Source organism: Pseudalgibacter alginicilyticus (genome assembly GCF_001310225.1).
Lineage (GTDB): Bacteria > Bacteroidota > Bacteroidia > Flavobacteriales > Flavobacteriaceae > Pseudalgibacter > Pseudalgibacter alginicilyticus.
In genome coordinates this window covers 2,264,377-2,289,840 of the sequence record NZ_CP012898.1, presented here as the reverse complement: position 1 = coordinate 2,289,840, position 25,464 = coordinate 2,264,377, and the positions used below count along the sequence as shown (strand labels likewise).

23 protein-coding genes are annotated in these 25,464 nt (G+C 31.2%); 14 read left to right on the top strand and 9 right to left on the bottom strand.

Annotated features, from left to right (window positions below):
* Positions 1-196 precede the first annotated feature (196 nt).
* Positions 197-763: an aminoacyl-tRNA hydrolase gene (gene pth, locus APS56_RS09605; protein ID WP_054731313.1), complete on the top strand. Its 567-nt coding sequence runs from the start codon at positions 197-199 to the stop codon at positions 761-763.
* 110 nt (positions 764-873) lie between these two features.
* Here pth and APS56_RS09600 read toward each other — a convergent pair whose 3' ends face one another.
* Positions 874-3,612: a zinc-dependent metalloprotease gene (locus APS56_RS09600; RefSeq protein ID WP_054727559.1), complete on the bottom strand. Its 2,739-nt coding sequence runs from the start codon at positions 3,610-3,612 to the stop codon at positions 874-876.
* A gap of 458 nt (positions 3,613-4,070) precedes the next feature.
* Here APS56_RS09600 and APS56_RS09595 point away from each other — a divergent pair, with 458 nt between their 5' ends.
* The 9 genes from APS56_RS09595 to mgtE all read left to right on the top strand — a co-directional run bounded on the left by APS56_RS09595 (position 4,071) and on the right by mgtE (position 13,485).
* Positions 4,071-5,003, top strand: a complete 933-nt coding sequence (locus tag APS56_RS09595; protein ID WP_054727557.1) for a bifunctional riboflavin kinase/FAD synthetase — start codon at positions 4,071-4,073, stop codon at positions 5,001-5,003.
* A complete protein-coding gene (locus tag APS56_RS09590) occupies positions 4,996-6,312 on the top strand; it encodes an HTTM domain-containing protein (protein ID WP_054727555.1) in 1,317 nt (438 codons plus the stop codon). Before APS56_RS09595 ends, APS56_RS09590 begins: the two co-directional genes overlap by 8 nt.
* Before the next feature lie 45 nt (positions 6,313-6,357).
* A complete protein-coding gene (serS, locus tag APS56_RS09585; RefSeq protein WP_054727553.1) occupies positions 6,358-7,629 on the top strand; it encodes a serine--tRNA ligase in 1,272 nt (423 codons plus the stop codon).
* 133 nt (positions 7,630-7,762) lie between these two features.
* The gene (locus APS56_RS16970) at positions 7,763-7,924 is read left to right on the top strand and encodes a hypothetical protein (RefSeq protein ID WP_157757643.1); all 162 of its coding nucleotides are present in this window, start codon (positions 7,763-7,765) and stop codon (positions 7,922-7,924) included.
* Positions 7,925-8,199: 275 nt separating this feature from the next.
* Complete coding sequence (locus tag APS56_RS09580; RefSeq protein ID WP_054727551.1) at positions 8,200-9,993, top strand: tetratricopeptide repeat protein; 1,794 nt, start codon at positions 8,200-8,202, stop codon at positions 9,991-9,993.
* A gap of 162 nt (positions 9,994-10,155) precedes the next feature.
* The gene (locus tag APS56_RS09575; protein WP_054727549.1) at positions 10,156-10,746 is read left to right on the top strand and encodes a helix-turn-helix domain-containing protein; all 591 of its coding nucleotides are present in this window, start codon (positions 10,156-10,158) and stop codon (positions 10,744-10,746) included.
* 51 nt (positions 10,747-10,797) lie between these two features.
* Positions 10,798-11,121 (top strand): DUF4286 family protein, encoded by a 324-nt coding sequence (locus APS56_RS09570; RefSeq protein ID WP_054731310.1) that lies wholly within the window; start codon positions 10,798-10,800, stop codon positions 11,119-11,121.
* 205 nt (positions 11,122-11,326) lie between these two features.
* Entirely contained in the window at positions 11,327-12,100 is a 774-nt protein-coding gene (rsmA, locus tag APS56_RS09565; protein ID WP_054727547.1) for a 16S rRNA (adenine(1518)-N(6)/adenine(1519)-N(6))-dimethyltransferase RsmA, read from the top strand.
* Between the two features lie 11 nt (positions 12,101-12,111).
* Positions 12,112-13,485: a magnesium transporter gene (gene mgtE, locus APS56_RS09560; protein ID WP_082379308.1), complete on the top strand. Its 1,374-nt coding sequence runs from the start codon at positions 12,112-12,114 to the stop codon at positions 13,483-13,485.
* 343 nt (positions 13,486-13,828) lie between these two features.
* Here the strand turns inward: mgtE and APS56_RS09555 are convergent, their stop codons facing one another.
* Genes APS56_RS09555 through APS56_RS09540 form a run of 4 tightly spaced genes read right to left on the bottom strand, consistent with a single transcriptional unit; the run spans position 13,829 to position 17,747 of the window.
* Positions 13,829-15,163 carry a Gfo/Idh/MocA family protein gene (locus APS56_RS09555; protein WP_054727545.1) on the bottom strand — a complete coding sequence of 445 codons (1,335 nt, stop codon included), beginning with the start codon at positions 15,161-15,163 and terminating at the stop codon, positions 13,829-13,831.
* A gap of 20 nt (positions 15,164-15,183) precedes the next feature.
* The gene (locus tag APS56_RS09550) at positions 15,184-16,143 is read right to left on the bottom strand and encodes a formylglycine-generating enzyme family protein (RefSeq protein WP_054727544.1); all 960 of its coding nucleotides are present in this window, start codon (positions 16,141-16,143) and stop codon (positions 15,184-15,186) included.
* Positions 16,144-16,159: 16 nt separating this feature from the next.
* Positions 16,160-16,753, bottom strand: a complete 594-nt coding sequence (locus APS56_RS09545) for a hypothetical protein (RefSeq protein ID WP_054727542.1) — start codon at positions 16,751-16,753, stop codon at positions 16,160-16,162.
* Positions 16,743-17,747 carry an FAD:protein FMN transferase gene (locus tag APS56_RS09540; RefSeq protein WP_054727540.1) on the bottom strand — a complete coding sequence of 335 codons (1,005 nt, stop codon included), beginning with the start codon at positions 17,745-17,747 and terminating at the stop codon, positions 16,743-16,745. The genes APS56_RS09545 and APS56_RS09540 overlap by 11 nt, the downstream gene beginning before the upstream one ends.
* A 158-nt stretch (positions 17,748-17,905) precedes the next feature.
* On the opposite strand from APS56_RS09540, the gene APS56_RS09535 reads away from it, so the two are divergent.
* The 4 genes from APS56_RS09535 (at position 17,906) to APS56_RS09520 (ending at position 21,253) form a co-directional block, all read left to right on the top strand.
* A complete protein-coding gene (locus tag APS56_RS09535) occupies positions 17,906-18,637 on the top strand; it encodes an AraC family transcriptional regulator (RefSeq protein ID WP_054727539.1) in 732 nt (243 codons plus the stop codon).
* A 373-nt stretch (positions 18,638-19,010) separates the two neighbouring features.
* Positions 19,011-19,946, top strand: coding sequence for a 2-hydroxyacid dehydrogenase (locus APS56_RS09530; RefSeq protein WP_054727537.1), 936 nt, complete (start codon positions 19,011-19,013; stop codon positions 19,944-19,946).
* A 93-nt stretch (positions 19,947-20,039) separates the two neighbouring features.
* On the top strand, positions 20,040-20,804 hold the full coding sequence (locus tag APS56_RS09525; protein ID WP_082379307.1) for a sulfite exporter TauE/SafE family protein: 765 nt from the start codon (positions 20,040-20,042) through the stop codon (positions 20,802-20,804).
* 107 nt (positions 20,805-20,911) lie between these two features.
* Positions 20,912-21,253, top strand: a complete 342-nt coding sequence (locus tag APS56_RS09520; RefSeq protein ID WP_054727535.1) for a TM2 domain-containing protein — start codon at positions 20,912-20,914, stop codon at positions 21,251-21,253.
* A gap of 81 nt (positions 21,254-21,334) precedes the next feature.
* Here APS56_RS09520 and APS56_RS09515 read toward each other — a convergent pair whose 3' ends face one another.
* The 4 genes from APS56_RS09515 to APS56_RS09500 form a co-directional block, all read right to left on the bottom strand.
* On the bottom strand, positions 21,335-21,697 hold the full coding sequence (locus APS56_RS09515) for a DUF805 domain-containing protein (protein ID WP_054727533.1): 363 nt from the start codon (positions 21,695-21,697) through the stop codon (positions 21,335-21,337).
* A 130-nt stretch (positions 21,698-21,827) separates the two neighbouring features.
* The gene (locus tag APS56_RS09510; RefSeq protein ID WP_054727532.1) at positions 21,828-23,657 is read right to left on the bottom strand and encodes a GNAT family N-acyltransferase; all 1,830 of its coding nucleotides are present in this window, start codon (positions 23,655-23,657) and stop codon (positions 21,828-21,830) included.
* Positions 23,658-23,679: 22 nt separating this feature from the next.
* Positions 23,680-24,939 carry an aspartate kinase gene (locus APS56_RS09505; protein ID WP_054727530.1) on the bottom strand — a complete coding sequence of 420 codons (1,260 nt, stop codon included), beginning with the start codon at positions 24,937-24,939 and terminating at the stop codon, positions 23,680-23,682.
* Positions 24,926-25,420 carry a GNAT family N-acetyltransferase gene (locus APS56_RS09500; protein WP_054727528.1) on the bottom strand — a complete coding sequence of 165 codons (495 nt, stop codon included), beginning with the start codon at positions 25,418-25,420 and terminating at the stop codon, positions 24,926-24,928. Before APS56_RS09500 ends, APS56_RS09505 begins: the two co-directional genes overlap by 14 nt.
* Positions 25,421-25,464 lie beyond the last annotated feature (44 nt).

The window sequence follows — 25,464 nt, the reverse complement described above, 5'->3', positions numbered from 1 at the left end:
TATATTATATGGAGTTTGCTTATGCATAAGTGATGGTCAACTTTTCACTGTATATTTTTGGTTTAAAAAAACTAAAGAATGCCGTTGCAAGCCTAAAGCAACGATTAATCATAATAAGTAAATTTCAAGCATTATGATACATTCATGGTTGTTAAAATTATTTAAAAAGAAAAATTATATAGAAGACGTAGTGGTTATGAAAAAATACTTAATAGTAGGCTTAGGAAATATTGGTGAAAAATATGAGAACACTAGGCATAACATTGGGTTTAAAATTTTAGATTATTTAGCATCTCAAGAATCTCTAATTTTTGAAACCCAAAAATTAGGAGATGTTGCCACTTATAAATTTAAAGGTAGAACATTTATATTATTAAAGCCTAGTACGTTTATGAACTTAAGTGGTAAATCTGTACAGTATTGGTTAACAAAAGAAAAAATTCCTTTGGAAAACTTGTTAGTTATCACGGATGATTTAAACTTACCATTTGGCAGTATTCGAGTAAAAGGAAAAGGTAGTGATGGGGGCCATAACGGATTAAAAGACATTCAGGATAAATTAAATACCACAGCTTACTGCCGTTTTAGGTTCGGAATTAGTGATGCTTTTAGTAAAGGTAGACAAGTAGATTATGTTTTAGGAGAATGGACCGATGAAGAATCGGAACAACTAAAAGAACGCTACAAAGTTTCAACTGAACTAATAAAGTCATTTGGTTTGGCTGGGTTGAACAGAACTATGAATAGTTTTAACGGCAAATAAAAACATCTTAAGTATCTTGATTTGTAAGAGTGCTAAGCTGTACTTCAAACCTATTGATTATAAAAATATTTAAACTGCGTATAAGCGTTGATTGCTATTTTTTTTTAAATTTATTCTACAATAATCTTTTGGGTAGATTTTTTTTCGCCATCACTAATGTTTAGAATATAAATTCCAGATTGTACATGATTAAGGGTTACTTTTTCATTAAAGTTTCCTGTGTTATTATATTCTTTTTTAAAGATATTCCGCCCACTTATATCAAAAAGTTCCATACTAATTTTAGTATTTATGGTATTGTTTAAAGATACAGTGAATTCTCCCTTATTTGGATTAGGAAATATTTTTAAATCGGTAAATTCCAAAGATTCAGGATTGTTTAAAGTTATAGTTGCAGTACAAAATTCTATATACCAATCGTTAAGAATACCTGGGTCGCCAGTTTCAGTATCAAGCAATGTAAGCTTCCAGTCACCAGCTGTTTCTAAACCATTAAAAACATTTAAAGGATTTTCAGGGATGTAATTACCTGTGGTTGGACTAGAACAAACAATGGTGTTGGAATTGTCTTCAAAAGTGATGTCAAAGTTTGAATGTCCATTCCTATCAAAGCAATTTTTATTCCAAATAATAACATTAGTGCTGTTGTTAGGATGTGTAAGTGTTATGGTTAAATCACTTATGTATTCATGTGTAACATCTACATTTACCTTTAGGTTTTCAATTGTGCTATTTGTGGGAACATTAATAATACTTGATGCCTCTTGATAATCTAAAAGATTAAGATTTAAATTTGTATTGGAGCTGAAACGCTCATTACAGGTAGTTGCAATAGTATAGCCTATGGAAAAACTAGCTGGGTTTATAGCGAAAAAAATATTGTCAACTGCCTCAACCATAATTCTACAATACGGAGCTGTAATCCCTGAAGGAAAGGTTATATTCTCTGAACCATCATTTGCCGTATTTTCTAATAACAGAGTAGGGTAGGTTAGGCCACCATCAGTAGATAAATAGATGTTTACCAAACTTGTGTTTATAGGACTTAAATTGGTGTTAGCAACATCCCAAGTTATCGTTTGAGAACTATTGCTAGGATAGCTAACATAGCTATCTTGAGAGGTTACTACAAATGGTCCTGCACCAGCATATGTGGTAACAATCATATGATCAGTAGCTGTTTGTCCTCCTCTGGTGTCATTATCTCTTACCGTTAATTGAAAATTAATTGGTCTGCTGACTGACGCTAATTTTTCCCAAGGTGTAGAGCCAGTAGAAGTATATCGTAAATCGGTCAATTGAGGAATGTATCTTGTAGGATTATTTGTGCCTTCAAAAGAGCGTACAAGTGGTCCTGTAGTATTTGTTTCTAATGGAAGCCCTCTAGTTTCCATAGTTCCAAGGTCATATTGTTCCCAAGTAAAGGTATGCGATGCTGTGGTTTCTGTATCTGTTGAAGAGCCCGTAAGTTTGTAGGGTGTTGAAATAGGAATGGTGTAAGATGCACCTGCTTCTGCGGTTGGAGCCGTATTTCCTGATAAAGTTTCTGTTCCACATGTGCTATTCCCTGTTGTGATATTAGCCCAAATCATTTGTATGCTTTTTTGGTGAAAATATGCATCGGCTTTAGCCTGTACATTTTGGGGTGAGCAAATACCAGCATAAGCCATTATGGTACTGCCACTTCCAGGTTCATAGGCATTTGTTGAAGTCCAATCGTTTGTTACGCAGTTTCCTGTGTTGCCATTCCACGTGTGTGGTGCCCCAAATTGATGCCCCATTTCATGTGCTACAAAATCAACATCATAAGCATCTCCAACTGGGGAAGGTTGACCTGTAACACCTCTAGCTTTAGAGCCATTATTACATGCGGAAGCTAATTCTGCAATACCTCCAGCACCCGTACTAAACGTATGCCCAATATCATAATTTGATGTGCCAATAGCCCCGTTAATAATCGTTTGGCTTTCGTTTATTAAGGCGCTGGCACTATGGTTTGTAAAACCATCGTTTTCTGCAAGGAAAATAATGGCATCATTGTCTACTAAGGTCATTTGTATTGATAAATCTCTTTTAAAAATACCATTTACACGATTCATGGTAATTACCATAGCAGCTAATACGGCATCTTTTTTCACTTCCTCAGTGCTACCGCTAACACCCGCTGCATTTATTTGGAATGTAGCATATTCAACGGTGCTGGCTAAGGCTAATCTATAGGTTCGTAATTTACCATCATTGGCATTAAGCAATGATTTTGAATTACTGGTTTTGTTTTCTAATTCTGTATAGTCATTAGGAGTATAACAATTCAAAGCATCTTTTAATTCGGGCAGATCTTTTTTGTGATAAACAATGTAAGTTTTAGAGTCTGATGTGTAAGGGTCTATAAATTGTGCTCCGTTTTTAGCGGAAAGCGTCATAGTATGTAGCCCTTTTGGTGTAATGCTAAAATAAATTGTGGTTTCTGGATTGTCAATACTTTGTCCAATATAAGTTCTAATATTATTATGTTTTGCTTGAAAATTGGGTTCTAAAATAGAAGATTCTTCAACACGATATGTTTCTAATGTGCCATCAGGGTTGGGAAAAGAAACTAAAGTGCCCGATGCTGTTAAATTGGTTGATGATTTTGAAGCTGTTTGTAGCTTGGATTTTAATTGATCCACATCTAATTCATAGAAAATACTTTTATTAGGAAGTGTTTTTCTTATAGTTTGATGTTTTTTTATGGTGTGTTCTTTTGTAGATTTAGTCCATAATTGATCTTGATTTTGAGCAAAACCATTCAAAGAAACTAATGAAATTATTAATAATGGCAGTATAATTTTAAAGTCAAGTTGTTTCATGCAATTAGCTATTTGGGAAAATAAATGTACCTTGATAATTTATGAATAACAAAATTTTTTTAATCATTTCAAATATGACGCCTAATTCATGAAGTACTTATGGCCTATTTTAATCCTAATCTTAACACTTTTCAGCAAATTTAAACAATCTATTTTGATTAAAAACGAGCCTGTTTATATTTCAAATAATTGTCATGAAAGTGGTAATTGTAATTTTGAAACATTTCATAACAAAAGCCTCAAGTTTTTGTAGAGGATAGATATGGTATTATCAAATTTGTAATGGTTATTTGTCAATAAAAAATGTAAAAGGAAATACATGTCAACTAAGTTTTAATTTTAAAATAGATGAAGTGCCTCAGATTATAACTTCTTTCTCAGAAATATTTTCTTTAAAATAAAAGATACTTTCTTTTTATAGTTTCAGAATTCCTAATTTTGCATTAAAACTAAGCAGATTGAAAATTTTAAATGACCTTGATTCCTTTTCTAAAACAGATACGGTAGTTACTATTGGTACGTTTGATGGCGTTCATATTGGCCATCAAAAAATAATAAAACGCTTAATTAACACAGCTAAAGAGAATCAACTAAACTCTGTGATTCTTACGTTTTTTCCCCATCCGCGTATGGTTTTACAAAAAGATGCTAATATTAAATTAATAAATACCATTGATGAGCGAAGCCAGATTTTAGAAGCTTTAGGGTTAGATTGTTTATATATTAAAGAATTTACACATGAGTTTTCAAGATTGTCTTCACATGATTTTGTAAAACAGATTTTGATAGATAGACTGCATGCTAAAAAAGTTATTATTGGTTATGACCATAGGTTTGGTAGAAATAGAAATGCCGATATTAACGATTTACGAAATTTTGGAAAACAACTTCATTTTAAAGTAGAAGAAATATCTTCAGAAGACGTTGATGATGTATCAGTTAGTTCTACAAAAATAAGAAGTGCACTGTTGGATGGTAATATTAAAAAAGCTAACAAATATTTAGGTTATAATTTTATGATTACAGGAACAGTAGTTAAAGGAAAAGAATTGGGTAGGCAAATTGATTTTCCAACGGCTAATATTACTGTTGAAGAAGATTATAAGTTAATTCCTAAACAAGGGTCTTATGTGGTAAGTGCCGTGATTGAAAATCAACTCGTGTATGGCATGATGAACATTGGTACAAATCCTACTGTTGATGGTAAGAAGGAAACCATTGAAGTTCATTTTTTTAACTTAAATAAAAATTTATATCATCAAAAAATTCAAGTTAGACTATTGCATCGTATCCGAGATGAACAAAAATTTGAATCGGTTGAAGCTTTAAAGTTGCAATTAGCAAAAGACGAAGCAGCATCTCTTCAATATATAACGTCACAAAATGAGTAATCAATGGGTCTTTAAACATATTGATAATTCTGCTTTAATTGTTTTTCGAATCTTTTTTGGGTTGCTTTGTTTTTTAGAATCTGTTGGTGCTATTTTTACAGGTTGGGTAAAACGAACTTTAATAGATCCACAATTTACATTTTCATTTATAGGATTTGAATGGTTACAGCCGTTACCTGGAAATGGCATGTATGTTTATTACCTCATTATGGGGATTTTTGGTTTGTTTGTTATGCTTGGTTATAAATACCGGTTTAGCATGATTACTTTCACACTTATGTGGTCTGCTACTTACTTTATGCAAAAAGCATCTTACAACAATCATTATTATTTGTTAATGTTGTTAAGTGGTATCATGGTGTTTCAGCCAGCAAACACATACTTTTCTTTGGATGCTAAGCATCATCCCAAAATAACACAAAACAGTATGCCTCAATGGTGTAAATGGGTGTTTGTTCTTCAACTTTTAATAGTTTATACGTATGCCTCAGTTGCAAAAATATATCCTGATTGGTTGGATACTACGGTTATAGAATTATTAATGAGAGGCAAAAGTCATTATTTGTTAATAGGTGATTTGCTCCAACAAAAATGGTTACATTATTGTTTAGCCTATGGAGGTATTTTATTTGATGGTTTAGTCATCCCTCTTTTGCTTTACAAACCAACAAGAAAATTTGCATTTATAGTATCTATTTTCTTTCATTTGTTTAATTCCATAGTGTTTCAAGTGGGAATTTTTCCTTTTTTGGCTTTAGCATTTAGTTTGTTCTTTTTTCAGCCTAAAACCATTCAAAAATTGTTTTTAAAGAAAAAAAGATTCTATAATCAGAATGAGGTAATTATTCCAAAGTTTAAAAAACCATTTATTGTTTTGTTTTCGGTTTATTTTGCAATACAAGTAGTTTTACCATTACGCCATCATTTTATAAAAGATGATGTGCTTTGGACAGAAGAAGGGCACAGACTTTCGTGGCGTATGATGCTTAGGTCTAAGAGTGGAATAACCACTTATACGGTAGTTGATAATTCAACCAATAAAAAAACGCAAATTAATTTAGATTTTTATTTAACACGAAAACAAAAGCGCAATGCAACTAGTAAACCAGATGTTATGTGGCAGTTTTCACAGTATTTGAAACAACGTTATAAAGACCAAGGACAAGATGTTTCTGTTTATATTAACAGTAAATTGAGTGTTAATGGAAAGCCATATAAAACTTTTATTAATCCAGACATTGATATAGCAAATGTGCCATGGCAAACCTTTAAACATAGTGAATGGATTTTAGATTCAAAACAAGACTGAATATCTCAGTAATTCATTAAATTTGCCACTTAAATTTTAAAACAGATGTTACAAGTTCCTTTTATTAGAGAAAACAAAGATTTGGTTATTGAGCGATTAGCAAAGAGAAATATTGATGCTACGCAAATGATTCAACACGTTATTGCTTTTGATGAAGATAGAAAACGTATACAAACAGAGTTGGATAAAACTTTAGCTGAATCCAATACTTTGTCCAAAGAAATTGGAAACTTGTATAAATCTGGAAAGGCTCAAGAAGCCAATCTTTTAAAAGAAAGAACCAGTCAATTGAAAGAAGTTTCAAAAGAACTTAATGAGGCTCTTAATAATAAAACGGCTGAGTTAAATGAGTTGTTATATAAAATTCCGAATGTTCCAAATAGTACGGTGCCATCTGGAAATTCTGAGGATGATAATGAAGAAATATTTAAAGAGGGTAATATTCCTGTATTACATAAAAATGCGTTACCACACTGGGAATTAGCAAAAAAATATGATATTATAGATTTTGAACTTGGTAATAAAATAACAGGAGCAGGATTTCCTGTTTATAAAGGTAAAGGAGCTAGGTTACAACGTGCATTAATTGCCTATTTTCTTGATAAAAATACGGCTGCTGGTTATACCGAATATCAGTTACCACATTTGGTAAATGAAACTTCAGGTTTTGGAACAGGTCAGCTTCCAGACAAAGAAGGACAAATGTATCATGTTACTGAAGACAATTTGTATTTAATACCAACAGCAGAAGTGCCAGGAACAAATATATTTAGGGATGTGGTTTTGAATGAAAGTGAATTACCAATAGGTATTACAGGTTACACACCGTGTTTTCGTAGGGAAGCAGGAAGTTATGGGGCTCATGTAAGAGGTTTAAATAGGTTGCATCAATTTGATAAAGTTGAAATTTTACGTGTTGAGCATCCAAGTAAATCTTACGAAGCTTTAGATAGTATGGTTAATCATGTAAAAAGTATTTTGCAAGAACTTAAATTGCCCTATAGAATATTAAGACTTTGCGGTGGCGATTTAGGATTTACATCAGCTTTAACCTATGATTTTGAAGTGTTTTCTACTGCACAGGACAGGTGGTTGGAAATTTCGTCAGTATCTAACTTTGAAACTTTTCAGGCCAATCGCTTAAAGTTAAGGTTTAAGAATAGTGAAGGAAAAAATGAATTAGCACATACTTTAAACGGAAGCTCTTTGGCTTTACCTAGAGTTTTGGCTGGAATTTTAGAAAATTGTCAAACAGAAAAAGGTATTGAAATTCCTGAAGTGCTACAATCTTATACAGGTTTTGGTTTAATAGATTAGTAAATAAAACAATAATTTTTTAAGTTAAATCTTACAAATTTTACGATTTATTGTTTTTTTATCGATAAAGTGTTTAAAAATTAGGTTTTTAAACGATTAAGGCTGGTTTTTCTTGGTGTTTAATAATATATTTATGATGTTAGCATACCAAACCTATCAAAACCTACCTATTATGAAAAACTTTAAACGTATTGTACTGCTTATCGCATTAGTTGTAGTTGCTAGTAAAGTTTTATTTTCAGACTTTGAAATTGTAAAATCTGAACATAAAACCGCGGCAATTGTAAATAAATAACAATTTATTTCGTTAAAGTTATTGTCCCCAATCTTATTAAAAACTGTTTTTAATTTAACGCAAGTTAATAGAACATTTATTTTTGGTTGGTAATGCCCGAATTTTATTCGGGCATTTTTTGGTGAAATAATCTTTTAAAAAGTTTACAAAATGCGTTTAAAATTTTAGTTAACTATTTTCAAAAGATATTTTCCCTCCTTTTAAAGAAAACAGCATTCCAATTTTTTATAAAAATATTTATACTAAGTGCTTGATGCATTTGTTATATTTACTCCATGAGATTTTTTATTGCTATATTTCTGTTGTTTTCAATAAGTTTATTTTCTCAAGAAGATATACTGGCTCAAGAATATTTTAAAAATGGCGAATTTGAAAAAGCATTGCATGAGTACAAAAAACTTTACGCTAATAATGCATCAAATCCCAATTACATTAGTCAATTACTTGCTACTTATCAACAGCTAGAACAGTATGATGAAGCCGAAACGTTTTTATTAAAATTAATGGAACGGATAAGACTGCCTCATTTTTATGTAGAATTGGGTTATAATTATCAATTAAAAAACGATTTGGATAAAGCTAATAGCTATTACCAAAAGGCAATTAATAGTGTAGATGATAATGTGAACAGTGTTTTTTCTGTGGCAAGAAGTTTTCAAAACCATTCTCTTTTAGATAAAGTAATTATTGTTTATGAAAAAGCAATGGCTATAAAGCCACAACTCAATTTTAATTTGCAATTGGCACAAATTTATGGCGAACAAGGTAACATTGAAAAAATGTTTAATAGTTACATTACTTTTATTGATACTAATCCATTTGTAGGAAGCGATTCGGGAGCATTAAATACTATTAAACGTACCATTAGTGATTTTATAAGTGAAGATAGCAGTCAAGAAAACAATATTTTATTTCGAAAAATTTTGCTGAAAAAAATGCAGCAAGAGCCTAATGTTTTATGGAATGGTTTGTTAAGTTGGTTGTTTATTCAGCAGAAAGAGTATAATAAATCCTTTATTCAGGAAAAAGCCATATTCAATAGGCAGCCCGAAAGTTTATATCGTATTGTAGAATTGGCAAGTATTGCTGTTAGTGAAAATGAATTGGATGTTGCTAAAGATATTTATGAGTTTTTAATAGAAACGGCTCAAGATATTGATACAAAAATTGATGCACATAATCAGTTGCTTAAAATTGAATCAAAAGAAAGTACTAAAGAAAACTATGAAACTGTCCTTTCAAAATATCAAGCTTTCTTTGAAGAGTTTGGCATGTTTTCATCAACTTTAGAGGTTCAAATTGGATATGCTCATTTTTTGGCTTTTAAAATGAATGATACTCATAAAGCTATTTCATTTTTAGAAGAGTCTTTAAAATTACCATTAGCAGAATTACAAAAAGCTCAAATAAAATTAGAGTTAGGCGATATTTTATTGCTGCAAGAAAAGTTTAATGATGCTCTAATTTATTACACTCAAATTCAACGTAATTTAAAAAATAGTACTGTTTCGCAGGAAGCCCGTTTTAGAGTAGCAAAGGCCAGTTATTACAAAGGTGATTTTAAATGGGCAGAATCGCAGCTTAAAATATTAAAAGCCTCTACTTCGCAACTAATTGCCAATGATGCTTTGGAACTAAAATTATTGATATCTGATAATAAATATGAAGATTCTCTTCAAACGGCTTTAAAATTATATTCAAAAGCCGATTTGTTTGCTTTTCAAGATAGAAATGATGAGGCTATTTCACTTTTAAGTAAAATACTAAAGGAACATAAAACAGAGCCTATTATTGCACAAGCACTTTTCAAACAGGCACAATTATTTGAAGCTAAAAAACAATTTGAAAATGCGGAACAGAATTATAAAAATATTTTACTAAATTATAAAGATGGTATTTTAGCTGATAATGCCTGCTATGCTTTGGCAGAAATTTATGCCAACCAATTAGCACAACCCGAAAAGGCAAAATCACTTTACCAACAAATTATTTTTGAGTATGCTGATAGTATTTACTTCGTGGAAGCTCGAAAAAAATTCCGAGCGTTACGCGGCGACGCTATTGAATAGATGTTGTAAAATCATGCCTTTTGTGTTCAAATTAAGAGTTATCTCAGTAAAAAGAAGCTAAATATAACAACGTGACACTAATGACGTAAAAATGACATACCAAAGACGTTAGCGAAAACAGACTTATAAAATACTTTTGCTTCATATAAAAATCATAAAAAAATGAGCCATTTGAATTTATCTGTGCGCATAAAAGAATTAAGAAGCAGAAAAGGAATATCACAAGAGTTATTGGCTGATGAGTCTGGGTTGAGTTTAAGAACTATTCAGCGAATTGAAAATAATGAAACCGTCCCAAGAGGAGATACCCTCAAACGCTTAGCTATTGCTTTAAATACTTCGCCAGACAATATTGTAGATTGGAAAGTGCAAGAGGATCAAAATTATCTGACAGTTATGAGTTTGTCGGCACTTGGTTTTTTGTTTTTTCCTTTACTTGGTATCATCATCCCTTTAACGATGTGGATATTTAAAAAGGATAAAATAATGAACGTAAACGATTTGGGTAAGGCAATATTAAACTTTCAAATAACTTGGACACTTTTACTTTTTTTATATTACATTTTCATGATTACACGTATGTTTGGAGGTGTTTTTAGAGGAATACTTCCTAACGGTATAAGTCTGTTTGGAATTATTGGGCCAATAATAATCCTTTATGGGTATAATATTATTATAACTATAATTAATACGATACGAGTTTATCATAAAAAATCATTCAAATATATGCCTGCTTTAAGAATTTTAAGGTAAAACCTTTTGATGCTGGCAAAGCAATACGGTTATTTGCAAAAAAAATTGTTTATGATTATATACAATGAAACAGTCAATATAGATGAGTCCATTCATCAAGAATGGCTAACATGGATTAAAGAACACATCCCACGCGTTTTGGCAACAGGGAAATTTGAAAAAGCAACTTTCACTAAAGTTTTGGTAGAAGAAGATATGGGGGGTATTACATACTCTATTCAATATCGTTCGTATTCACGTGAAGCTTTAGATATATTTTACAGGGATGATGCACCTAAGTTTAGAGACGAAGCATTGAAAAAATTTGCTGATAAAATGCTGACATTCAGAACGGAACTTCAAATTATTGATGAGTGTACGGTAAATTTTACTTAAGAGAAGCAGTCAAAATAAAGGTTTAAAGCTATAAAGTTTTAATGGTTACTTTATTATGAAGCTATGTGATTGCTCGGAAATAATTTTTATACCTTTCAATATTTCGAGAATTAGTTTCATATCTTCGTATGTATCTAAAAACAAATTCGTATTCTACTTTATAAGTACGGAATTCAAATTTCTATCAATTAAATACTTACGTTTAATGACAGTAAAAGCAAAAAAACATTTAGGTCAGCATTTTTTAAAAGATGAAAGTGTCGCTAAAAAAATAGCCGATACCTTAATCTCAAAAAACTACAAAAACGTTTTGGAGATTGGGCCTGGTATGGGGGTACTTACCAAGTATTTATTAGAAAAAGATATTACTACTTATGTTATTGAAATAGATACTGAATCGGTGGAGTTTTTACAAGCTAATTATTTGAATTTAGCGTCGAGAATTATTGAAAAAGATTTTTTGCAATTTGATTTAAATACGGTTTTTAAAGGACAGCAATTTGCGATTATAGGAAATTTTCCATACAATATTTCAACCCAAATAGTTTTTAAAACCTTAGAAATGCGCGATCAGATTCCAGAGTTTTCGGGAATGTTTCAAAAAGAAGTGGCAGAACGAATATGTTCCAAAGAAGGTAGTAAAGTATATGGTATTTTATCGGTTTTAACTCAAGCATTTTATGATGCTGAATATTTATTTACAGTGTTGCCATCGGTTTTTAATCCACCACCAAAAGTAGAATCTGGTGTTTTAAGGTTAACTCGAAAAAAGGATTACAGTTTACCTTGTGATGAAAAAATGCTCTTTAAAGTTGTAAAAGCAGCTTTTCAACAGCGTCGGAAAACACTTCGTAACAGTTTAAAAACATTCCATTTAAGTGATGTTTTAAGAGAAGATAGTATCTTTGGCAAGCGTCCTGAGCAATTAAGTGTCCAACAGTTTATTGATCTAACGATACGAATTCAAAACGACCTTTAAAAATTGAAAATTTGGCTGAAGAAACAGAAAATATACAATTTGAGCTAACCGATGATTTAATAAAGCAGGTTGAAAATTTTATTGAAGTTAATGATAATAAGGGGCTTCAAAAACTTTTAAAAGATTTTCATTATGCAGATATAGCTGAAATTTTAGATGAATTAAATCTAGAAGAGGCTATGTATGTTATTAAACTTTTAGATTCTGAAACCACTTCAGATATTTTAATGGAACTCGATGAAGATAATCGAGAAAAGGTTTTAAAAAATCTGTCCTCAAAGGAAATAGCAGAAGAAATTGAAGAGTTAGATACCGATGATGCTGCTGATATTATTTCAGAACTTTCTGAAGAACGTCAACAAGAAGTTATTTCTCATATTGAAGATGAAGAACACAAAGCAGAAATCAAGGAATTATTAGCCTATGACGAAGATTCCGCTGGTGGATTGATGGCAAAAGAATTAGTAAAGGTGTATGAAACCTGGACCGTTGCTGGATGCTTGCGACGCATAAGAGCCCAGGCTAAAGAAGTAACTCGTGTGCACTCCATTTATGTGGTTAATAAACAAAATAAGCTAATTGGGCGATTATCTTTAAAAGACCTTATTGTAGCAAAAAGTGAACAGAAAATTGCAGATATATATATTACTAGTGTTGATAGTGTTAATGTGCATGATGGTGCAGAAGACGTTGCTAGAGTTATGGCAAAATATGATTTAGAAGCTATTCCTGTAGTAGACGATAACCAAATTTTATTGGGAAGAATTACTATAGATGACATCGTAGATGTTATGAAAGAAGAAGCTGAAAAAGATTATCAATTAGCAGCAGGTATTACCAGTGATGTAGAGGCTGATGATAGTATTTTTGAGCATACCAAAGCTCGTTTGCCATGGCTATTAATTGGTATGCTTGGAGGTATTGGAGCCGCAAGTATCATTGAAAAATTTACAGGATCAATGGGAGATTTTATTGTGCTTTTAAGTTTTGTGCCATTAATTCAGGCTACGGCAGGTAATGTTGGTGTACAGTCTTCTGCTATTGTGGTACAAGGCCTGGCCAATGACAGTATTGATGGAAGTATCATAAAACGGTTGTTTAAAGAACTTTTACTTGGTTTGGTCAATGGTCTTGCTATTGCCATAATAGCTATAATTATTAGTCACTTTTTATTTGATACTCCTTATAATGTATCCATAACTATAGGAATCGCCTTAATAGCAGTTATTGTTATGGCGGCTTTAATAGGAACGTTTGTGCCTATTTTTTTAGACAAACGAGGAATAGACCCTGCAGTAGCTACAGGCCCTTTTATTACTACTAGTAATGATGTGTTTGGTATTTTAATTTATTTTCTAATAGCTAAACTTATTTTAGGATTTTAGAATTTGGACGTTACTCGAAATAGGGTCGTGCTATACACTACAATCTTTTTAAAAAACGATATTACTTAAGTTGGGAGGAGAAACAACCTTTATTGTGTAGCACTAATTAAAACACGATTTGAATACAAGCGAAAGTAAAAATTAATCAAACAAGCAATATTAATTTGCAACAAAAGCCCATAGTTGTCAAATTTTTATCTTATTCCCATACAAATAAAATAGAAACCTATAAATCAAAAAAAGCTTAGCAATGACGTTATTACTAAGCTTTAATTATCAATTTTATATCTTAAAATAATCTGTATCGGTTTTTATACGAGACAAATTTAAATTGATTGTGTAATTACATTACAATTGTTTTTCCTGGTGTTGGCACTGGATAATTCCCAAATTGATCCATCAGAATTGGAGGGGCACTATTTAAGCTTGTTTCATTGGTGTAATCAAATAATGAAACTTTCGATTGCGTACCTTCTTCCCAACTTAACTCATCTCCAGACCAAGCAGACATTCTTCCTAAAATGCCAGTCATTGATGCTTCTGCAGCATATACAGCTTCGTTAAAATATTCTTTATTATTGTAAATACTATCCATTAAATGATCTTGAACCTTATTAAACATACCGTGGAAATTACCATAATCTTTACTAGTTGCTTTAAAAATTTCTTTACCATCATTATCATAAATAGTTGCATCTCTACCAATTACAACTTTTCCTTTAGTTCCATAAAAATATTCTCCATTTTTATTTTTACAATTAGGAATATTTCGACTGTAACTATGCATTGAAACGCCATTTTTATATTTAAAATTTGAAACAATACTATCAAATCCACCTAAAGAACCAGAAAAATTCATGTCTGGAGATTTTCCACCCATTGACAATACAGAAACTGGATTTTGTTGATTTAGTGCCCAATTTATAATATCTAAATTGTGGATATGAAATTCAATAATATTTCCACCACTTGCCCAAGCAAATGATCTCCAATGTCTATTTTGAAATTCCATTTCTGTCCAATTCTCTTTTCTAGGACGTGTTAAATCTCCAATTGGGCCACCCATCCAATAGCATTCTGCTGAGTGAATATCTCCAATTGCACCGCTATGGATTTCATTTATAATGGCTTGATATCCTGGTGAATATCTTCTTTGTAAACCAGCAGCAACGTATAGTTTCTTTTGTTTTGCAATAGCTGCAGCTTCTAGTATTTTATGAAACCCTATTGAGTCAACACACACAGGTTTTTCAAGAAACACGTGTTTTCCTTGTCTAATAGCTTCTTCAAAAATAACCGGTTTAAATGCCGCAGGAGTTCCAATAAAAACAACATCAGCTAAAGCAATTGCTTCTTTATAACCTTGGAAGCCTACAAATTTAGTTTCTTCAGTTACTTTAATATTCTTTTTGTCTCCATTATTTTTTAAAAGTACATTTAATTGCGAATCTATTTTATCTTTAAATAAATCTGCCATTGCCACTAATTCTGAAGGAATAGGGCCTTTTAACGCTGCATTTATTGCTCCAGTACCTCTTCCTCCACAACCAATTAGTGCTAACTTTAATTTCCCTGCTTTACTTCCACTAAACCCCAAACTACTTGCAAGTGCTCCAGTTGAAGTCAAAATTCCAGCACTAGCAAGCGCTGAATTTTTAATAAAATTTCTTCTTTCCATTATATTTAATTTTATGTTGTTTATTCTAACATTGAAGAAAAGAATAATTCTATTTCTTCTTTACTTGGTTGTACGAGTGGTCGTACTAATCGAAATCCAACAAATTCCGAATCGGTATTCCACCAAAAGCTTTGTGGTAATTGCGGATCTCTTGCTTTCCATTCATCTGTAGATGTTACTCTACTTGAGCTTCTACAATCTTTTGCGGCATCTAAAAAAGACCCGCCGCGCACAGAACGAGGATTCAATGCGTCTGGCATTCCCCAAGCATCTTTTTCGCCATCTTTTAACGTTGCATAAAAATCAGCATAATACTGATCTAAACACCATTCAGCTACATTTCCATAAATATCATATAAACCATTTGGATTGGGTTCTTTTTGACCTACTTCATGCAAACGGTCTTCACCATTTGCATCAAACCATGCATATTTTTCTAATTCAGCAGGATCTTTTCCAAAGAAATAAGGTGTAGTTGTGCCTGCTCTTGCCGCAAATTCCCATTCTAATTCGGTAGGAATTCGGTAGAAAATTCCTGTTCTTTTATACAGCCATCTGCAATACGAAAGCGCACTATATTGAGTCAACCCAACAGTTGGTTTCATATCTTCGCCTCCCAAGCCTTTTGAAGGATCTTCATATGGACTTGACGGCCTTGAAATAACCTCTGGATTCACGTTTCCATCTCCCAAAATATCTCGAGTAGCATCGGTAAATAATAAAAATTCTTTATGTGTAACTTCAAAAGCTCCCATCCAAAACGAAGAAACTTCAACCTTTTTATTTGGCAATTCATCGTCGTTTTTATTCATATCTCCTTCTGAAGCTCCAACTACATATGTACCTCCCTCAATAGGTACCATGCTGAAAGTAACATCAGTTCCTTCAATAGCTTGTGTATAGGGTTTAAATTCAGTTTGCGCCATCCCTTTTATAGAAAAAAGACAAGCTAATACAATAGTTGTGTTTAGTAATTTCATATGATAAGCTTATGTTTTATTTTTTATTAGCATGTATTTTAAAGGACACTTTTAGCGCGTCCATAGTTTGTAATTTTCCAAAAAATGCCGTTGGTTTTTCAATTTGGAACATAGACATTGTTAAGTTTTGCTCCCCTTCCATAACTAGTGTTTGCCGTTTTTTATCGTAAGTACAATTTAGATTTACCTCCATAGGTTTTTTGACACCTGCAACTTCAACTATTCCTATGGATGTTAGAATAAAAGATGAATCATTGATAGCAATTATTTTATTTTCAGAAGAATTATAAATCACATTTGGGTGTTCATCGCTTTTTAATGCGGATTTAATTTTATTATTCATAATTGGGCCACGACCACTTTCCATTTTTTCAACAGGAAAGCTTAATGTTAATGTTGCATATAAACTTCCAGCTTCTTTGGGCTTAAAACCTTTTAGTAAAACTAAATCTCCTTTTATATCGGAAGCATTTACGGTCCAATCGCTTACAGTAGATGTGCCGTCTATTTTCAGTTCGGATGTTGTTTGGAAAATTAATTTGTGTTGCGCTTGTGTCATGGTAGTAATTACCATTAAGAAAACTAATGCTATTAATAGTTTATTTTTCATTGTTTATATTTTGTTGGTTTAAAAATAATTCGGAAGCAAAAACTATTTCTTTTTCATTAAACAGAATTAACGCTGTAAATGGGTAATTTTCTAAAACTTCGTTAACTTCATGTTTGTTAGTAATTATATTAAATGCGGATGCCAAATAATCTGCCGTAGTGGCATTATTTGAAATTACCGAAGTCGTATTGGAATGCGTAATTGGGCCTAAACTTTTAGGATTAAGAATATGTGAATAGTTGATGCCTTCAATTGTGTAAAATCGATAAGTTTTTCCTGAAGTTGCAATAGCCTCACCAGATTTTAATTGAACGATTTCCTGCGTTTTATTTGTGGACGAAAGGCCAACGACCCAATTATCTTTATATTCTGGTTTGCCATAAACCCGAATATCTCCAGCTGCCTCTATTAAAAATGATGTGAGTTGATGTTGTTTTAAATAAGCATACACCTGATCAATAATATATCCTTTTGCGATACCTCCCAACTCCAAAGAACCTTTTCGTTTTAAAATAATTGTATTATTATTTCTGATTTTTAATACTTTCGATAAGCCTATTTTTTTACTTAACTTATCCAATTCTTTTTGACTTGGTACTGTTCCATTTGAAGCAGAAGCACTCCAAAGTAACATTAATGGTTGGATTGAAATATCAAAATACCCATTAGTTAACTTATAAGCATCTTGTGAGGCTTTTAAAACATTTAATAAATGATGTGAAGGTGCTTTTGATTTCTTAGTCGAATTTAATAATGAAATTTCACTAAACGAATCGTAATTACTTAAAATAATATTTAATGAATCTACCAAAACATAAGCATTATTGACCACTTGGTTTACCCGATCTTCACTTAAACTTGAATATACTATAATTTGAAAGTTTCCACCCAACTTATTTTTGTCAAAAACGTAACATTTAGCATCAACTGAGTAACTTACAATTAACATTAAAAGTAACAAAACAACTTGATATTTTCTATTAAAAAAACACATTTGATGGGCTTCTTTTTTAAGTCTTTCAAAGATATTTTAATTAATACATTTTTTATATTAATTAATTATCTTTTTTTTGTAAAATATAACCAATATCAAAATAAAGCACCAACATATTAATTAGTTAACTGTTGTTAAAAAGAATAATATATCCATTTATGAAATCTGTAAATTTATTAAATACACCTATTTGTTCGGTTCAATCTCTTCAAGAATTTTTTGAATCAACCAATAATGGTTTTTTTGCAAAGGATATAGACGGGAAAATCATAAGTTTAAACACTTTTATGTTATCAATATATGGTGTTGATAATAAATTGAAAGTTTTAGGAAAAACCGATGCGGATTTTTTTCCTTCTCATATTACTAAGTCTATAATAAATGATGATATTTTAGTGTTGAATGAAGGAAAAACAATATTGGATAAAGTTGAGATGGTTCCTTTTATAGATTTTAAAACGTATTGGTTGAAAACGTCAAAGTATCCAATTTTAAACGATGCTCAGAAAGTTATTGGTTTAATAGGCATTACATCAAAATTAAAAGAGTCAGGGATGTATGCTTTTAAAAATAAAAAATTAGTGCGTGTTTTAAATTATATGGAAGAAAATATTGATAAAAAAATATCATTAGATGAATTATGCGAGATCACATCTATGTCGAAAACGTCTTTATTGAGAAATTTCAAAGAAGATTTCCATATATCACCTATGGCATATTTAAAAAAAGTACGTTTACATTTAGCTTGTAAAATGTTGCTAAATTCTGATAAAGATTTACTATCCATCGCTTGTGCTTGTGGTTATTATGATCAGAGTCATTTTAACAAAGATTTTAAATCAATGTTAGATATAACACCCAAAAAATATAAATTAAGTTTTGGAAAATAAATTAACAAGACTGTTATAAGGTTAAAATTAGATAAGTATATTTATAGCCGTTATGCATTTTGATTTAAATGTTAGACTAAATCACAGACAAAACACTATAGTGTCAATTTTAAAATTGAAAATAGGGTTCATAACAATTTTAATTCTAAGTTTACGATGATTTTATAAATCACCAATAAACACAATCAATTGTTTTAAAAAAAACAGTAAGAAATATGGCTTGTCTAAGTAGGAGTGATAAAAAAACAAATGTCAATTGTTAGAGTTTTAAAACAATTAAATTAAAAAGGAGCCGTATTAAAAAAAGGTTTTTTAAATTTATAGCTATTACTAATTCAATTAGAAAATATTCCTCCATTCGCAGGAAATTATTATGAAAATCCTCCATTTAGACACTAACCACGAACTTTTAATAAAGCAATTAACAGAATTAGGGTTTACGAATCACGAAGATTACACATCTTCAAAAGAAAAAATCGAATCTAAAATCCAAAATTATGATGGAATTGTATTAAGAAGTCGTTTTTCTATCGACAAACAATTTTTAGATGCTGCCAAAAAACTAAAGTTTATAGGTAGAGTAGGAGCGGGTTTGGAAAATATTGATTGTGAGTATGCCCAAGCAAAAGGTATTATGCTTATAGCTGCTCCTGAAGGTAATCGTAATGCCGTTGGTGAGCACGCCTTAGGTATGCTTTTGTCTTTATTCAATAAACTTAATAAAGCAGATGCTGAGGTACGGGCAGGTAAATGGTTGCGAGAAGATAACCGAGGTATTGAATTAGACGGAAGGACTGTAGGTCTTATTGGTTATGGTAATATGGGAAAAGCATTTGCAAAAAAGTTACGAGGTTTTGATGTGAATGTTTTGTGTTATGACATTAAAGCAGGTGTAGGCAATGAAAATGCTAAACAAGTATCACTTCAGGAATTTCAACAAGAAGTAGATGTAGTTAGCTTACACACTCCACAAACTCCACAAACTTTAAATATGATAAATTCTGAATTTATTAAGGCTTTTAAAAAGTCATTTTGGTTTATTAATACGGCTCGTGGTAAAAGTGTAGTAACAACCGATTTAGTTTCAGCTTTAAAATCTGGAAAAGTGTTAGGTGCAGGAATTGATGTTTTAGAATATGAAAAGACCTCGTTTGAAAATTTATTTTCTTCAGAAATGCCCGAAGCTTTTCAGTATTTGATCCAATCTCAAAATGTCTTATTATCCCCTCATGTAGCTGGTTGGACAGTGGAGAGTAAAGAGAAATTAGCACAAACCATTGTTGACAAAATAAAATCTAAATTTTGTTAATTTAATTAAGGAATTGAAACCGTTTTTGAGCCTTCAAGTAAGATTGAACAGAGAAACTTTGTTCAATTAAAAATAACTTTTAAATATAAACTATTGTCTTATTTCGAAATACTCCAATCTTATAATTTATCAATATTACAATGGATAGCTATTGGTTTAGCTGTTTTTTTACTCGGATTTTCCAAATCTGGAATTAAAGGAATTGGGATTATTATTGTTGTTATTTTAGCTTTTGTTTTTGGAGAAAAAGCATCTACAGGTTTTTTGTTACCCTTACTTATTGCTGCAGATATTTTAGCGGTTGTTTATTATAATAGGCATACACAGTGGAAATATGTTTTTAAGCTCTTGCCGTTAATGGTTGTTGGTGTGGTAGTTGGTGCTTGGCTTGGAAATAGCATCTCTGAAATTGTTTTTAAACGTCTTATGGCTGTCATTATTATTGTGTCTGTTGTACTCATGATTTATAATGAAAACAGAAAAACGGATACAATACCCAATAGTCGTTTATTTTCGGGTACTATGGGGTTCTTATCTGGCTTTACAAGTATGGTAGGTAATTTAGCAGGGCCCATTTCTAATATTTATTTTTTAGCAATACGGCTTCCAAAAAATGAATTTATAGGCACCGCTGCTTGGTTATTTTTTATTATCAATCTTTTCAAATTACCCTTTCATATTTTTGTATGGAAAACGGTTTCTAAAGAAACCCTTATTTTAAATTCCGTAATGTTACCAATCGTTATTGTTGGTTTCTGTATAGGAGTTGCAATTGTAAAGATAATTTCTAATGTGAATTATAGGCGTTTTATTTTGATTGTTACCGCTTTAGGAGGTGCTATTATGTTGTTTAGATAGTTTTGTTTCTTGAAATATACATGTGATTTATTATAAATTAATAAGTATAATCAGAAATGAAATCAATTTTTTAGTAACTTTGATTATCTAACCAATAAATAATAAAAATGTCTGACGATAAAAATTTAAATGAGAAGCTAGATGCTGCTGCAAAAGGAGCTAAAGAATCTGCTAATGAATTTGCTAATAGTGCTAAAGAAACATTTGACAGTGTTTCCGGGGAAAACAAAAAAATATTAGCTGGAGTTTTAGGAATCCTTTTTGGAGGTTTTGGTGTTCACAAATTTGTTTTAGGATACACTAAAGAAGGGATTATTCAATTAATTGCAACGATAGTAACTTGTGGTTTTGCGAGTATTATTGGCTTAATAGAAGGGATTATATATTTAACTAAATCGGATGCTGAGTTTTATGCTACGTATCAAGTTGGTAAAAAACCTTGGTTTTAAAACATATATAAATTTGTAAACAAAAAAAGGTAATCATTTTTAAATGATTACCTTTTTTTGTTTGAGTATTGTTGTAAAAGTTTATTCTAAACCTATTTGGTCTATTTCTTCAGTAGCTGTTTTGGGGTTTGGGCCCCATTTGTTGGTGCCTGCTTCGCTATCTGTACATGCTAATATTAAGTTGTAAATTGGAATTAATAAAAACCACCCGCTTTTACCAACATCATGCATTCTTCTAACACCAACAGCAAGTCCTGGAATTAAAACTACTAAAGAATAAATAGAACTTAATATAGACAAAGAAGGTATATCTATCCCTATGGACAAAAATATAATACCATAAGAAATAATAATGTTAAATAGGAAAAACATCCAATACTCTTTACGTCTAGCTCTTCCTTTAAAATCTGCGTATTGTTTTAATACTTTTAAATACCAATTCATAATAAGTTAAATTTTGGGTTAATATATTCAAATATAACTTTTAATTCTATCAATAGGTATAGAGGTGAAAAAAATAACCTGATTATATTCCTATTAATAGCTTATAAAAATATTGTTAAAAAAAAGGATGTTATCCTTCATTATTCTCTAAAAATTTACGCTCTAATTCTGCTTGAAATTCTTCCATAACGGGGCGCACGGTACTTTCCGGTAGGTCAGCAATTTTAATATACATTAGGCCATCCACAGAGTTGTTGAATAATGGATCTACATTAAATGCTACTAAGCGGGCATTTTGTTTGATATACTTTTTTAGAAGTACAGGGAGACGCAATGCGCCGGGTTCTACTTCATCAATAATTTTATCGAATTTGTTTAAATCGGCTTCTGTCTCGTCAAAAACAAAATCTTTATCGGCGTCTTTTAATTTTACTTTAAATTCTTTTTTAGGGTGCACATATTGAGCAATATAGGGGTCGTAGTAGTGAGACTTCATAAATTCAATCATCAATGATTTTGAGAAATTTGAAAATTGATTACTAATACTTACACCACCAATCAAATAATTGTGCTCAGGATAGCGAAGTGTTATATGTACAATACCTTTCCAAAGCAAAAATAGAGGCATGGGTTTTTGTTGGTATTCTTTAATGATAAAAGCACGCCCCATTTCAATAGATTCGCTCATCATTTTATGAAGCTCTGGTTCAAATCTAAATAAGTCTTGTAAATAAAATCCATTGATACCAAAGCGTTTAAATATTTGGGAGCCTAACCCCATTCTATAAGCGCCTGCAAGCAGCTTCTTTTCATTATCCCATAAAAACATATGATGATAATATTGATCAAAAGTATCTAAGTCAATGGATTCATTGGTGCCTTCACCAACTTCCCTAAATGTAATTTCACGCAAACGACCAATTTCACGAAGTATGTTGGGTATTTTCTCGGCTTGCGCTAAAAATACTTCGTAATTTTTACTTTCCAAAAGTCTGGCATTTTCCTTTCTAAGTGCTTCAACCTCTTTGGCCATTAATTCTGGACTTACAGGTGTAACAATTCGTTTAGGGTTTTTAGGAGTTTTTAAAGAAGATGATATATTATTTAATATTTTTGATTTGTCTTCAAAAGCATTGGAAAGCATATAGGTTTTTCTTCTTAAAAATTCTGAAAACTCTTCAATGCTACCATGTTCTTTTTGATCGGCTACAGATATAGGTCTGCCAATTCTAACTTTTATAGTACGTCGCTTTTGCGTAAGTACTTCTGATGGAAGTTTAGCTGTTCTAAATGTGTCACTTATTTTTGAGAGCTTGTAAAATAACTGACTGTTTTTAGCATGAAAATAAATAGGAACTACAGGCACTTCAGCCTTTTTTACTAATTTCATTGCGGCCAATTCCCATGGCCTGTCTACTACCAATTTACCATCACGATAGGTTGATACTTCACCCGCAGGAAATATACCTAATGGGTGTCCTTTTCTTAAATGCAGAATGGAATTTTTAAAACCAGTTAAGCTGGACTTTACATCTTTTCTGTTTTCAAAAGGATTAACCGGCATGATGTATGGCTTTAAAGGAGCAATTCTATGTAATAAAAAGTTAGCTATAATTTTAAAATCTTTGCGCTGTTCTAGCATTAATTTTAAAAGTAAAATACCGTCAATCCCGCCAAGTGGATGATTGGAAATAGTTATATACGCACCATCTTTTGGTAAACGTTTTAAGTCTTCTTCCGGAATTTCAAATTTGATTTGAAAATCGTCTAAAAGACTGTTTAAAAAAGATAAATCGGAAAGGTGTTTATTGCGGTTATATACTTTGTTAAGGGTAGATATTTTGAGAACTTTCATTAAAATCCAGCCTACAAAAGTGCCTACAAAGCCATATTTTGCAAGCTGTATAGCTTTAGCTACTTCTTTGGCTGTTACCAGTCCAGTATTTTTATGCTTGCTCATGGTGGTAAAGGTAGTAAATAGTTTATTTAATTGGTGCAGTTACTAACTGAACGGTTTCTTTAGTTAATTGTTTTAATAACACGGTTTTACCTATTTCTATTTGATCTATGACATTTTGATTGTAGTGTCTAATCGTATAAAGTGAAACATTTTCTTGACAATTTACCTTAAATTTTGCTTTTAAGTGATGGAGTAATTTTTCAACATTATTGTAAATATTGTCCACACACACTGAAAAGCTTATCGCAGAGTTTTGAATAACATTTACTTTCATTTTATAAATATGGAGTAAATTAAAAATGGTACTAATGTTTTCTTCCACTATGTATGAAAAATCTAATGAAGATAAAGAAATTAATACCTGATCTTTTTTTACAATAAAGCACGGAATAAGAGGTTCCAAGGCAATGTTTTTGCTAATTTTTGTGCCAGCACATTCAGGATGTAAAAATGATTTTACATAAAGAGGTATTTCTTTACCTTGTAAAGGTTGTAGGGTATTAGGGTGAATGACTGAGGCTCCGTAAAAAGCTAATTCTATAGCTTCACGATATGATATTTTATTGAGTAATTGAGCATTTTCAAAATAACGTGGATCTGCGTTTAAAACTCCAGGAACATCTTTCCAAATGGTTACACTTTGTGCATTTAAACAATACCCATAAATGGCGGCTGTATAGTCGCTACCTTCTCTTCCAAGTGTGGTTGTAAAATTATTAGAATCGCTGCCTAAAAAGCCTTGAGTAATGTTTAAGTTAGTTCTATTTATTTTTGATGTAATTAATGATTGTGTAGCGTCCCAATCCACATTAGCTTTTCTGTAATAAGGGTCTGTTTTTATTTGTTCGCGCACATCCATCCAAATGTTTTTTATTCCAATATAATTTAGATATTCACTTATAATTGTTGTAGAAATTAATTCACCATAACCAATTACTTGATCATAAACAAAGTTGTAATCTGGTGATTTATTCCTTTTGAAAAACACATCCAATTCATTGAAAAAAAAATTTGTTTTTTTAAAGGCTTCATGACTTTCATCACTGAATAAATCCCATAATATGTCATTATGGTAGTTTTTAACTTTTTGGATGGCACTTTGTAATTGCGGTTTATTTTCAAAATAATTCTTAATTACAATTTCTAATGCATTTGTTGTTTTACCCATGGCAGATACTACAACTAACGTGTTTTTATATCCAACTTTTTGTAGCACAGTAGCCACATTTTTTATGCCTGTGGCATCTTTTATTGAAGCACCTCCAAATTTAAATATTTTCATCTAATAATTTTGAAATATAATCTTTTATACCCTGATTCGTTAGATGAACAACGCGCCAATCTTCCATAATATTGGCTCCCTTTTGTTTATATAAATTGATAGCAGGTTTGTTCCATTCAAGTACTTCCCAATTAATGCGTTTTACACCTAATTCATGTCCATATTTTATAACTTCATCAAGAAGGGCAGTACCTATGCCTAATCCCCTCATAGATTGATTAACAATTAAATCTTCTAAATGCAAGATCTTTCCTTTCCATGTAGAATATCGGTTAAATCCTAAGGCTATACCTTCCACTTTTGTGTTTACTTCGGCCACAAAACAAAAAAAAGCTGGATGTTTTCCAAAGCCATCTTTTTTTAAGTCTTCAACAGAAATAATTACTGCATTTGGTTCATTTTCAAAGTCTGCCAACTGTTTAATTAGTTTGAAGACTTCTTCCATATCCTCAATTTTAGCTTTTCTAATTATGAATTTCATATTTAAAAACAAATAATTTCAAATATAGTTTAAACTTTGTTATG